A 12,031-nucleotide genomic window follows, 5' to 3' on the forward strand; every position below is an offset into this window, starting at 1 on the left:
TTTGAAAAAGAGGCCCCGGTCAGAGCGTGCGACGGTGCGAGCCGTCACCCGCTTCACCTCCCTGAGCGGGTGCCTTGCGTGCGAGGCGTTTCGAGCCCACGGCTTCATCCCCTTTAGCCGTGGGCTTTTTCTTTTTTCAGGCGGCGGACGTGTCCGGCGGTGGCAGCGCCGCGCTCAGCCATGGCGCGACTGCTTTCTCGACCTCGTCGACGCCGGTCTTCTTCAGGCTGGAGAACAGTTGCACCGTTACCTGCTCACCCATGCCCGAAAGCTGGCGACGCACGTCGGCCAGCGTGGCCGCCTGTGCGCTGCGCGTGAGCTTGTCGGCCTTGGTCAGCAGCACGTGCATCGGCTTTCCGCTCTGCGAGAACCACTGGATCATGTTCCAGTCGAGTTCGGTCAGCGGGTGACGGGAATCCATGATGAGCACCAGCCCGACCAGGCTCTCGCGCTCCTTCAGGTAACGCTCGATCAGCCCCGCCCAGGCGCGGCGCACCTCGACCGGTACCTGGGCGAAGCCGTAGCCCGGCAGATCGACCAGGAAGCCGCCCTTGACCAGCTTGAAATAATTGATCAGCTGGGTGCGCCCCGGCGTCTTGCTGACGAAGGCCAGCCGCGTGTGACCGACCAGCGTGTTGATGGCGCTGGACTTGCCGGCGTTCGAACGCCCGGCGAAAGCGATCTCCGGGCCGATGGGCGCTGGCAGGCCCGAGGGCTTGGCAACGGAGATATGGAAGGAGGCGCCGCGGAAGAGAGAGGACAAATCAGAATCGCGCAATGCGCGCCCGGGAAAACACGGTAAAATGAGGAGTTTAGCGTATCACCGAAATTTTCCCGGACCTTTGCCCGGCATCACCGCTCAAGGAAAGTCATGCGCCACCTCAACGCTCTTGGTTTCGCCCTGTCCCTGACCCTCGTTTCGGCCAGCGCGCTGGCCTCCGAAGAAAAAGCAGCCCCGAAGGCCGACGCAGCCGCGGGCAAGACCATCGCCACCCAGGTGTGTGCGGCCTGTCATGGCGCCGATGGCAACAGTGCCATCCCGGCCAATCCTAAGCTCGCCGGCCAGCACCCGGAATACCTGTACAAGCAGCTGATGAACTTCAAGGCCAAGGACGGCAAGCCGGCCGAGCGCGTCAACGGCGTGATGGCTGGCATGGTGGCCGGTCTGTCCGAACAGGACATGCGCAACCTCGCTGCCTACTACGCCGGCCAGAAGCCGAGCGGTGGCGAAGCCAAGGGCTCGCGTGAAAGCATCGAACTGGGTCAGAAGCTGTGGCGCGGTGGCGACCAGAGCAAGGGTCTGCCCGCCTGTGCCGGCTGTCACGGCCCGGCCGGCGCCGGCCTGCCGGCTCAGTACCCGCGCATCGCCGGTCAGCACGCCGACTACACCGAAGCGCAGCTGAAGACCTTCCGCGTCGGCGAACGCGCCAACGACCCGGCCAAGATGATGCGCATGATCGCGGTGAAGATGACCGACGCCGAAATCAAGGCGGTGGCCGACTACGCAGCCGGCCTGCGCTGATTCGCCAGCGTTTCGATCTCGCTCTCCGAAAAGCCCGCCGCCAGGCGGGCTTTTTCGTTGACCGGCGGCTGCAGCCGCGGCGCATCGAACTCGTTGAACAAGCGCAGGAAGGTCGCCTCCGGCGCCAGTCCGCGCTGCGCGCACAGGTGACGGAACCAGCGGTCACCGACCGCCACGTGGGTGATTTCATCGCTCAGCACGATGTCCAGGATATCCAGCGCCGCCTGATCGCCGATCGCGCGCAGCTTGGCCATGATGGGCGGCGTGGCGTCCAGCCCGCGCGCTTCGAGCACGCGCGGCACCAGCGCCATGCGCACCAGCACATCGTGCGCGGTGCGGCGCGCCATGTCCCACAGACCGGCGTGCGCCGGAAAGTCGCCATAGTCGTAGCCCAGCGTGCGCAAGTGGGTACGCAGCAGACCGAAGTGGCGCGCCTCGTCGGCGGCGACACGCAGCCAGTCGCCCAGATAGTCGTCCGGCATTTCACGGAAGCGCCAGGCAGCGTCGAGCGCCAGATTGATGGCGGTGAATTCGATGTGGCAGATGGCATGGATCATCGCGCCGTGGCCTTCGCGACTGCCGATGCGGCGCGAACGCAGTGCCGACGGTTCGACCAGTTCGGGCCGGGTCGGCCGGCCAGCGTCGTCGACGGCGTGCGGCGGGGCTGCCGCCCGGTCGAACACGGCGCCGGCCTGCCAGTCGCGCCACAGGCTCGCCACCTGCGCACATTTGTCGTCGGGGTCGGCACACATCAGCGCATCGTGCAGTGCGTCGAAAATCTTTCTGCTCATTTGCGGTCTTCGGTAAGGTCTGGCGACCTGACACGGTCTGCACAGACATGAAGCCAGGAGTGTACCCATGCTGATCAAACGCCAGACGGACATCGTGCCGTCCGAAATCACCCCGCGTGCGCTGTTCGACAGCCGCCGCGACTTCATCCGCGCCGCCGGTCTCGGCGTCGGCGCCGCGCTGCTCGGTGCCGGCCTGTCGGGCGAGGCGCGCGCCGCCGGCTACGGCGGCCAGTCGCTGGGTCCGCTGCTGAAAAGCCCGCTGTCGACCGACGAGAAGCTGAACGACTACAAGGACATCACCAGCTACTGCAATTTCTACGAATTCGGCACCGACAAGAGCGACCCGTCGCGCAACGCGCACCGCATGTCGACCCGGCCGTGGACGGTGAGCATCGAAGGCATGGTGCAGAAGCCGAAGACGCTGGCGATCGAGGACGTGCTGAAGCTGGCGCCGCTGGAAGAGCGCATCTACCGGCTGCGCTGCGTCGAGGCGTGGTCCATGGTCGTGCCCTGGGTCGGCCTGCCGCTGTCGGCGCTGCTGAAGCAGGTCGAGCCGCTCGGTGGCGCGAAGTACGTCGAATTCACCACGCTGGCCGATCCGAAAACCATGCCCGGCGTGCGCAGCGCCGTGCTCGACTGGCCCTATGTCGAAGGGCTGCGCATCGACGAGGCCATGCACCCGCTGACGCTGCTGGCGGTCGGCCTGTACGGCGAAGTGCTGCCGAACCAGAACGGCGCACCGATGCGCCTTGTGGTGCCGTGGAAGTACGGCTTCAAGAGCGCGAAATCGATCGTGAAGATCCGCTTCACCGACAAGGAGCCGGTCAGTTCCTGGACCCGTGCCGCCGCCCGCGAATACGGCTTCTATTCGAACGTGAATCCGGAAGTCGATCACCCGCGCTGGAGCCAGGCACGCGAGCGGCGCATCGGCGAATTCACCAAGCGCAAGACGCTCATGTTCAACGGCTACGGCGAGCAGGTCGCGTCGCTGTACGCCGGCATGGATCTGAAGAAGCAGTTCTGACGATGCGCGAGCGCGCCTTCAGCCCCGACCGCGTGCAGTTTGCCTGGATCTGGCGCGCGGTCTGGGCGGCCTGCCTGCTGCCGCTGATGCTGCTGGTGGCGGGCGGTCTGCGTGATGCACTGGGCGCCAATCCTATCGAGCACATCACGCGCGCCACCGGCGACTGGACGCTGCGCCTGTTGCTGCTGACGCTGGCGGTGACGCCGCTGCGCCAGCTCACCGGCTGGCACTGGCTGGTGCGGCTGCGCCGCACACTGGGCCTGTACGCCTTCTTCTACGGCAGTCTGCACCTCGCCACCTATGTCTGGCTTGACCAGTTCTTCGACTGGCCAGGCATCGTCGCGGACATCGTCAAGCGCCCCTTCGTCACGCTCGGGTTCGCCGCCTTCGTGCTCATGCTGCCGCTGGCGATCACCTCGACCAACGGCATGATCCGTCGCCTCGGCGGCCGCAGCTGGCAGCGCCTGCACCGCGCCGTCTACGCGGTCGGCGTGCTCGGTGTCGCGCATTACTGGTGGCTGGTGAAGAAGGACCTGACCGAACCCATCACATACGCCTTCGTGCTGGCCACGCTGTTCGCGCTGCGCCTGTGGCACGGCCGCCGCATGCGGCGCACGCTCGAAGCGCAGGCCGCCTGAGGCGGATGCACACCGGTCGCCCGTCGGGCGCCGGTATCATGGCGCCCGATCCTTATACGGAATGTCCGGGTGAACATCTTCTCTCCGCTGTACACACGCGCCATGCAGTGGGCGCGCCACCATCGCGCACCCTGGTTTCTGGGTGCCATGAGCTTCGCCGAGTCGTCCTTCTTTCCGATCCCGCCCGACGTGATGCTGGCGCCGATGAGCATGGCCGCGCCGCGGCGCGCGATGTTCTACGCGCTGATCACCACGCTCACCTCGGTGGCCGGCGGCCTGTTCGGCTACCTGATCGGCGCCTTCGCCTTCGACCTTATCGAGCCCTGGCTGCGCGACAGCCGCTACTGGGTTAGCTACGAGACCGCGCAGCAGTGGTTCAGTGACTGGGGCTTCTGGGCCATTTTCGTCGCCGGCTTCTCGCCGATTCCGTACAAGGTATTCACCATCGCCGCCGGCGCCATCTCGATGGCGCTGCTGCCTTTCACGCTGGCCTCCATCATCGGCCGCGGCGCGCGCTTCTTCCTGGTTGCCGGGTTGATGGCGTGGGGTGGGGAAAAAATGGAGGCGACGCTGCACCGTTACATCGATCGCCTGGGCTGGGTCACCGTGCTGCTGGTGGTGATCGGTGCAGCGGCCTGGAAGATGACGCGCGGCGCCTGAGCGCTCAGACGCGACGGCGGGCGCTGGCGACGATGACGCCGAGGCCGCCGAGCAGCAGCGCCCAGCCCGACGGCTCGGGTACCGGCGTGACGCTCAGGTTGTCGATCGCCAACGCACTGGTCGCCGAGTAGTCGCCGACGTCGACGATGCCGAAACCGAGGCGGACCGCGCCGGACTGCGTGAACACGTATTCGAAGGTCGACCGATTGCTCTCGCGACGGAAGGGCGTAGTCGGCGGAAACGGCGCGTCCGACTCGTCGGCGATGCGGATGACCTGATCGCCGATCAGCAGGAAGGCGTAGTCCGGCAGCGGATCGACATAGTGCTCGGACGTGGCGAACAGCCAGTCGAAGCGCAGCGTATCGCCAGCGCTCACCGTCAGTTCGCGCCACATCGCCGAACCTTCGTAGGCGAAGCCGTCGGCCGTATCGAGCGCGCCGGGCGTCAGACCGATGCGGCTTTCCAGCCCGTCGGCAACGCCGACCTCGACCGCGGTGACGCCGGAGAAGTTGAACACGCCGGCGGGCAGCGGAGCATCGTCTACCTCGGTCAGCGAGGCGGTGGTCAGGGCGATGTAGCCCCCCGGGTTGGACACGTCACCAGCGGTGAACCAGCCGTTCAGGCCGCTTTCAAAATTGTCCGCGAAGGCGGCGGCGCTGGCGGCGCCGCTCGCCAGCACGAGGCCGGCCGTCATCAGGCAACGCACGAGGGCGTGGGTTTTCATGGTGTATCTCCTGCGAGTATTCGGGATAGGGCTCAGTAGGCGAAGTTCTGGCCGCTCAGCTGTCCGGGCTGCACACCGCTCAGCGTGACCAGCGTGCGCGGCACAGCGGCGCCGGCGAAGCCGTCGCTGTCGATCTGCACCAGCGTGCCGGCCGCGTTCGCAACGAGGCGCAGATGGCCGGACTGCTGCGGATCGCCGACGATGCCCAGACCGGCCAGCAGGGCGCGCAGGTCCAGCACGTCCTGCGCCGGCGCGAAGTCGGTGATGAGGTCGGCCGCGTCGCGCATCGACTGATAGACGAAGGTGTCTGCACCGGCACCACCGGTCAGCGTGTCCGCGCCGGCGCCACCGGTGATCACGTCGTCACCGGCGCTGCCGTTCAGGCGGTCACGACCGGCCGTGCCGGCAATCTTCTTCTGCAGCGACAAACCGATCACCACCGGGTCGTGATCCGACGACCGGTAGGCGTGCGGCGCGTACAGGTCCTGCGGCTTGAACTCGGTGTTGTAGTCGATGACGAAGGGCTCGTCGGTATTGATGTGCCAGTGCGCGATGCCGCTGGTCTTTGCCGCCAGCGCAGGCGTGGCCAGCGCGTGGTCGAGCGCACCGCTCTCGCCGTCGAAGGTGTAGCTGTAGGCCAGATCGATGCCGGCGGCCAGATTCACCATGCCGGCCGCGGTCAGCGCATTGACCGGGTCCTCCTTGGAGTAGGCGTTCAGATCGCCGATCACCAGCACGTCGGTGGCGCCGCTGCCCGTCGTCAGCTGCTGCACGAAGGCGTTCAGCGCGGCGGCCTGCTGCACGCGCAGCGGGTTCCAGCAGCCCTGGCCGTCGCCCTGGTCGGCCTCGACACCGGCCGCGTCGCCGCAGGACTTCGACTTGAAGTGATTGACGACGACGCTGAAGCGCTCGCCGTTGGTGGCTGCGAAGGTCTGTGCCAGCGGCGGACGGTTGTGGATGGGCGCGGTGTCGCTGAGCGCGCTTCCCACCGTCGATACACGCGCCGGCTTGTAGATCATCGCCTGGCGGATGGCATCGCCGCCGCTGCCGCCGACCGGCACGCCGACCGCGGCGTACACATTGGCGCCGTAGGCCGCGTTCAGCGCCGACACCAGATTGTTCACCGCGGTCTGACCGTTGTTCTCGATCTCGATCAGGCCCACCACGTCAGCATCGATGGCGCGCAGTGCGGCAACGATCTTGGCCTGCTGGCGCGAGAACTCGAGCGCGCTGTCGGCGCCACGGCAGTCGCTGCGCGTGCCCGACGGGAAGCACGACGCGCCGGCCTGATCGACCGTCGTGAAGTAGTTCAGCACGTTGAAGCTGGCCACCTTCACATTGCCGCCGACCGGTGCCGGCGCTGCGGTGCGCGGATGCGTGCGCTCGAACACTGGGGCGACGGTCGGGTGGATCTTGTAGTCGCGCTGGCCGTCGCTGGCGGCAGTGATCAGGCCGTGGTCGATCACGCCGGTCAGCGTCTGCACCGTATCGCCGGCGCGCAGCGTGTCGTCGGCACCGATGAAGGGGATGGGATTCGGATTCTGCGCAGTCGAACCGTCGTCGAGCACGATGCGGCGGCGCGCATTGTCGTCGCGCAGCGCGAGCGCTTCGGCAGTGCCCGCGGCATGGCGGTTGGTCGGGATTTCCAGACGCCCGTCGGCGGACAGCGTGACCTGGCCGTAGCGCCCCTGGAAGTAGTTCTGCGACACGGTGAGCGGCGACACGATGCGCACCAGCATGCCTTCGTAGCGCTCCAGCTCGCCTTCGAACGCCTCCGGCAGCACGACGTCGGTCGGCTGCACGCTCACGCCGCTGCCCAGCACCTGGACGGCGGTCGGCGACACCAGTTCGGTCACCGTATTGAACTCGGTCACGCCAGCACTCAGGCGCAGACGCTGACCGACCTGAGCGGTATTGCCCGGCGCGTAGACGAAGATGCCGTCCGAGGTGGCGACGTCGCCATCGCCCGCTTCGTCCTGCAGGTAGTAACCGGACAGTCCCGGGAACACCGCGGTGACGACGCCCTCCGTGGTGACCGACTGGCCGTTCAGCGGACTGGCGCTGCCGCTGCCCTGGATGGCCGGAATCGGCGTGATCGCCGCCGCCGTGGCGACGGTGATGTCGACCGTGCAGTCAGCGCTCTGCGCGTCGTCGTTGGCGAAGCGCAGGCCGACGGCATAGCTGCCGGCGGCGGTAGCTGCAGCGACGGTGACGCTGGCCGACGCGCTGGCGCCGTCGCCGGCCGCGGGCGTCAGCGCACCCAGCGTGACGCCGGCCGGCAGGCTGCCGGTCAGGCTCAGCGCATTGACCGTGCTGTCCGCGTCGCTGGCCGACACATTCACGCTGCCACCCTCGCCTGCCTGCAGGCTGAGCGCCGGGCAACTGGTGACGATGGGCTGATTCACGCCGCCGCCATTGCTGCCATCGACCACGATGTTGTCGATGCCCACCCATTCGTCGTTGCCGACGGCGTTCGTCGTGATGATGCGCAACTGCAGCAGCGGCTGGTTTTCCGCCGCCGCCGGCAGCGTTACCGACACCGGCGTCACCTTGCCGGCCAGCGACGGACCTTCGGTCGCATCGGCGACGAAGGCGGCCGGCACGTTGATGAAGTCGCCGCTGTTGCCGACGCGGTACTGCAGTGCCACCGGCTGGACCGCGTTGTCGGTCGAGCCATCGAGATCGCGCAGGTCGTAACGCACGACGATGCCGCTGCGGCCACGGGTATCCAGCGACAGCAGCAGGAAAGGCGCGTCGGCGGTGCCGGAACCGGTCAGCGCGACCACCGGATCGGCCAGATGGAATTCGGTCACACCGCCGGTGGTGAAGGTGTCCGGATTGGTCTGGTTGGCATTGACGTCCACCGGCGTGCCGTTGCCATCGGCGACGATGGTCTGCGGATCGGCAGCGGTGGCGCCGGTCAGGCTGTCACCGCGATAGCCGGTGATGCCCGGCACAGCGGACCAGTCGTCGTTGCCGACGATGAGGTCGATGTTCGACCAGTCCTGACCAAAGGGCAGCGTTTGCGGGGTGCTGTCGGCGAGTACCGGCTGACTGAGCAGACCGGCGGCGGCGAGCGCGAGAACGAGGGTGCGCGGCAGCACCGGGCGAACGATTTTCGATGACATGTGGAAGTCCGGTCGAGATGTCTAGCGTAGCCCATGGACCCGCGGCATGCGGGCCCTGGACGCCGAAAGACATCAGACTAGATCGCCAGCATGACCGTCGCGTGGCTGCATGAGCCCGCATCGATGGTCCGAAGGAACTATGCCGCCCGCCGCCCGAACATCGCCCACAGCAGGCAGCCGGCGCCCAGCGTGCCGAAGCCGAACATCCACGCCAGCGGGACGGTCGTGCCACCGGCGAGGTCGAGTGCAGCACCGAACACCAGCGGCGCGACGAAGCCGGCGCCGAAGCCGCCGAGCGAGTACAGCGCCATCGCCGCGCCGCGCTGCGCCACCGGCGCGGCGTGCACCAGGCCGGCGGTGAGAGAGGCCGAATCGGCCATCACGGTCACGTTGTACAGCGACAGCAGGATCAGCAGCAGCCACCACGGCCCGCCGGCCGCAGCCCCCGCCACCCAGCACATGAGGCCCGATGCGATCATCATCCAGACGATCCAGCGCTGGCGACCGACGCGGCTGGCAGCCTCGTTCCCCAGTATGCTGGCCGGCTGGCCCAGCAGCATAACCAGGGCGGCCGCTTCGGTCGGCGTGAGCCAGGGCGTGCTCGCCGACAGTGTCCAGCCGAAAGCGATGAAGGCGACCAGCCATGAACGCAGGCCGAACAGCTCCCAGCAGTGCACGGCGTAGCCGCTGACCAGGCTGCGCACGCGCGGATGCGCCAGCACCGGGCCGAAGCGCGGCAACCAGCGCGCTTCGTGCGCAGCCGGCGGCGCGACGTGGCCAACGCGCAGCCAGACCAGCGCGGCCGCCAGCAGCGGGCCGATGGCCATCAGCGCCACCGCGACATGCCAGTCGACGTGGCGACCGAGCGCGCCGGCCAGCAGCAGCGCGCCGCTGGTGCCGATGCCGAAGCTCGACGTGTAGAAGGCGATGTGACGGGTGCCGGCGTCATGCGGCACGCGGTCGGCCAGCACGCGCAGGCCGGGCATGTAGCAGCCGGCCAGCCCGGCGCCGCTGAGCGCCTGGAAGAAGGCGGCACTCCACAACCCGTGCGCGGCGAAGGCGAAACCGACCATGCCGAGCGCCATCAGCAGATTGGACAGCACGAACACGAGACGGGCATCGACGCGGTCGGTGGCGCCGGACAGGAAGGGCACGGCGACCATGTAGCCGAAGAAGAAGGCACCGCCGATGAAGCCCGCCTCGGCGCCGCTGAGCGACCACAGCGCCGACAGCTCGGTCAGGAAGGACGGGTAGGCGGCGAGGCTGGTCATGCCCAGCACCTCGGCCGCACACATCAGCAGCGTCAGGCGCGCGGTGCTGCCGTTGTGCACGCTCACTCGTCGCGCGACTTCAGCCAGGCCGCCTTCTGGCGGGCGCGGCCGGCCTTCTTGTCACTGCGCGCGTGCTCACCGCCCTTGCGCATCAGCGCCGCCGTGGCCAGCGGGTTGCGCGGCTTCAAGGTGCGCCGCTTGCTGCTCAGCCGGGCAGCCGACTTCTCGTTCATCGCCGGCCTCCACGCTCGAACTTGATGATGGCGCGACCGTCTTCGGTCTGCTTCGGCTCGCCGCGCCAGGCATGTCCGTAGATGATCTCCATCGTAGCCGGCAGACGGCCATCGTCGAGCCGGCGCAGCAACGCGTCGTCCAGCCGGCGCCGCGCGCGCGGCGTCAGCAAGCCGCGCGGCCGCGCCGCCAGCGCGCCGAAACTGCCGGTGTCGGCGAGGTCGCGATAGAAGTCGGCCGGCGACGCGAAGGTGAGCGTGATGTGCTCCATGTCCATCACCGGCTCAGCGAAGCCGGCTTCGACCAGCATGTCGCCCACGTCGTGCATGTCGATGAAGCGGTGCACGCGGCCGTGCAGGCCGGCTTCGACCAGCGCTGCGCGCAGTTCCTGCAGCGTGTCCGGACCCAGCATCGAAAACATGAACAGGCCGCCGACCCGCAGCGTGCGCTGCACCTCGCGCAGTGCGCCCGGCAGATCGGGCAGCCAGTGCAGCGCCATGTTGGACCACACCATGTCATGGCTGCGCGCAGCGATCGGCAGCCGCGCGATGTCGGCCTGCACGACCGCGGTCTGGCTGCCGCCCAGCACGCCGGGCAGCCAGCGGCGCCAGCGCGGCGTGCGCACGGCCGCCTGCGCCAGCATCGCCGCCGAGCGGTCGAGACCGGTCATCAGTGCATCGGGATAGCGCGCGCGCAGCGGCTGCAAGTCGGCGCCGCTGCCGCAGCCGAGATCGAGCAGGCGATGCGGCTTCAGCGTGACCAGGTCGAGCCGCTCAGCCATGCGGCGGGCGACTTCCCGGTGCAGCACCGCGGCGCTGTCGAAACGACCGGCGGCACGCTCGAAGCCGCGTGCGACTGCACGGGCGTCGAGCGCAAAATCTGGCGGGACTGAAGAGGTCATCGCCACCCCCTGCGGCATCAGACGACCCTCCTGTCGCTGCGCGACACCTCCCCGAGGGAGGGCTGAGCGACTTCGGGCGGCCGAGCGGCGCTCACGTCGAACGGATACCCAGCCGCTCGAACAGACGGCGATCGTTCTCGGCCTGCGGATTGCCGGTGGTGAGCAGCTTGTCGCCGTAGAAGATCGAATTGGCGCCGGCGAGGAAGCACATCGCCTGCATTTCGTCGCTCATCAGCTCGCGGCCGGCCGACAGGCGCACGTAGCTCTTCGGCATCGTGATGCGGGCAGCGGCAATCGTGCGCACGAACTCAAACGGATCGAGGTCCGGCGTATCGGCCAGCGGCGTGCCTTCGACCTTGACCAGATTGTTGATCGGCACCGATTCCGGCGGCGTGTCCATCGACGCCAGCGTGGCGATCAGGCCGGCGCGCGCGCGGCGCGATTCGCCCATGCCGACGATGCCGCCGCAGCACACATTCATGCCGGCCTCGCGCACCGCTTCCAGCGTGTCGAAGCGATCTTCCTGGGTGCGCGTGCCGATCACCTCGCCGTAGTAGTCGGGCGCGGTGTCGATATTGTGGTTGTAGTAGTCGAGGCCAGCCTGCTTCAGCTTTTCCGCCTGGCCCTCGCGCAGCAGGCCCAGCGTGGCGCAAGTCTGCAGGCCGAGGCCCTTCACCGCCGAAATCATTTCGGCCACCTTCTCGACGTCGCGGTCCTTCGGGCCGCGCCAGGCCGCGCCCATGCAGAAGCGGGTGGCGCCGGCGTCCTTGGCCGCGCGGGCCGCTTCGAGCACTTCGTCGATCGGCATCAGGTCCTGGCTGGTGACGCCGGTGTCGTAACGCACCGACTGCGGGCAATAGCCGCAGTCTTCCGGACAGCCGCCAGTCTTGATCGACAGCAGCGTCGACCGCTGGATGGCATTGGCATCGAAGTTCTCGCGATGTACCGTCTGGGCGCGGAACATCAGATCGGCAAACGGCAGTTCGTACAGCGCCTCGACCTGTTCGGTGGTCCAGCGCTGGGGCGCTTGCGAACGGGAGGACGGCGGCAGATGGATGACCTGGGTGTGCATGAGTACAAGACGGGCGCACGCGAATGCGCCGGAACGGCGAAGCCGCCATTTTCTTCGAAAACAGGCACT

12 protein-coding genes are annotated in these 12,031 nt (G+C 67.9%); 4 read left to right on the forward strand and 8 right to left on the reverse strand.

The window, feature by feature from the left end; all coding sequences use genetic code 11:
- Positions 1 to 136: 136 nt before the first annotated feature.
- A complete protein-coding gene (yihA, locus tag METRZ18153_RS0118515; RefSeq protein WP_020166146.1) occupies positions 137 to 763 on the reverse strand; it encodes a ribosome biogenesis GTP-binding protein YihA/YsxC in 627 nt (208 codons plus the stop codon).
- Positions 764 to 871: 108 nt separating this feature from the next.
- Between yihA and METRZ18153_RS0118520 the strand changes: the two genes are divergently transcribed.
- Complete coding sequence (locus METRZ18153_RS0118520) at positions 872 to 1,522, forward strand: c-type cytochrome (RefSeq protein WP_020166147.1); 651 nt, start codon at positions 872 to 874, stop codon at positions 1,520 to 1,522.
- On the opposite strand, the gene METRZ18153_RS0118525 is transcribed toward METRZ18153_RS0118520, so the two are convergent.
- A complete protein-coding gene (locus tag METRZ18153_RS0118525; RefSeq protein WP_020166148.1) occupies positions 1,501 to 2,313 on the reverse strand; it encodes a ferritin-like domain-containing protein in 813 nt (270 codons plus the stop codon). The two genes, METRZ18153_RS0118520 and METRZ18153_RS0118525, sit on opposite strands and share 22 nt — an antisense overlap.
- 67 nt (positions 2,314 to 2,380) lie before the next feature.
- Here METRZ18153_RS0118525 and msrP point away from each other — a divergent pair, with 67 nt between their 5' ends.
- The 3 genes from msrP (at position 2,381) to METRZ18153_RS0118540 (ending at position 4,635) form a co-directional block, all read left to right on the forward strand.
- The gene (gene msrP, locus METRZ18153_RS0118530) at positions 2,381 to 3,337 is read left to right on the forward strand and encodes a protein-methionine-sulfoxide reductase catalytic subunit MsrP (protein ID WP_020166149.1); all 957 of its coding nucleotides are present in this window, start codon (positions 2,381 to 2,383) and stop codon (positions 3,335 to 3,337) included.
- A gap of 2 nt (positions 3,338 to 3,339) precedes the next feature.
- Positions 3,340 to 3,975 (forward strand): protein-methionine-sulfoxide reductase heme-binding subunit MsrQ, encoded by a 636-nt coding sequence (locus METRZ18153_RS0118535; protein WP_020166150.1) that lies wholly within the window; start codon positions 3,340 to 3,342, stop codon positions 3,973 to 3,975.
- Positions 3,976 to 4,044: 69 nt separating this feature from the next.
- Positions 4,045 to 4,635 (forward strand): YqaA family protein, encoded by a 591-nt coding sequence (locus METRZ18153_RS0118540; protein ID WP_020166151.1) that lies wholly within the window; start codon positions 4,045 to 4,047, stop codon positions 4,633 to 4,635.
- A gap of 4 nt (positions 4,636 to 4,639) precedes the next feature.
- On the opposite strand, the gene METRZ18153_RS0118545 is transcribed toward METRZ18153_RS0118540, so the two are convergent.
- The 6 genes from METRZ18153_RS0118545 to bioB all read right to left on the reverse strand — a co-directional run bounded on the left by METRZ18153_RS0118545 (position 4,640) and on the right by bioB (position 11,962).
- Complete coding sequence (locus tag METRZ18153_RS0118545) at positions 4,640 to 5,359, reverse strand: PEP-CTERM sorting domain-containing protein (protein ID WP_020166152.1); 720 nt, start codon at positions 5,357 to 5,359, stop codon at positions 4,640 to 4,642.
- 32 nt (positions 5,360 to 5,391) lie between these two features.
- Positions 5,392 to 8,487 (reverse strand): ExeM/NucH family extracellular endonuclease, encoded by a 3,096-nt coding sequence (locus tag METRZ18153_RS0118550; RefSeq protein ID WP_020166153.1) that lies wholly within the window; start codon positions 8,485 to 8,487, stop codon positions 5,392 to 5,394.
- 137 nt (positions 8,488 to 8,624) lie between these two features.
- On the reverse strand, positions 8,625 to 9,824 hold the full coding sequence (locus METRZ18153_RS0118555; RefSeq protein WP_020166154.1) for an MFS transporter: 1,200 nt from the start codon (positions 9,822 to 9,824) through the stop codon (positions 8,625 to 8,627).
- Complete coding sequence (locus tag METRZ18153_RS20935; RefSeq protein WP_020166155.1) at positions 9,821 to 9,991, reverse strand: hypothetical protein; 171 nt, start codon at positions 9,989 to 9,991, stop codon at positions 9,821 to 9,823. Before METRZ18153_RS20935 ends, METRZ18153_RS0118555 begins: the two co-directional genes overlap by 4 nt.
- Entirely contained in the window at positions 9,988 to 10,890 is a 903-nt protein-coding gene (locus METRZ18153_RS0118565) for a methyltransferase domain-containing protein (protein ID WP_029143876.1), read from the reverse strand. The genes METRZ18153_RS20935 and METRZ18153_RS0118565 overlap by 4 nt, the downstream gene beginning before the upstream one ends.
- 91 nt (positions 10,891 to 10,981) lie before the next feature.
- Positions 10,982 to 11,962, reverse strand: a complete 981-nt coding sequence (gene bioB, locus METRZ18153_RS0118570) for a biotin synthase BioB (RefSeq protein WP_020166157.1) — start codon at positions 11,960 to 11,962, stop codon at positions 10,982 to 10,984.
- Between the last annotated feature and the right edge of the window lie 69 nt (positions 11,963 to 12,031).

This window comes from Methyloversatilis discipulorum (genome assembly GCF_000385375.1).
Taxonomy (GTDB): domain Bacteria; phylum Pseudomonadota; class Gammaproteobacteria; order Burkholderiales; family Rhodocyclaceae; genus Methyloversatilis; species Methyloversatilis discipulorum_A.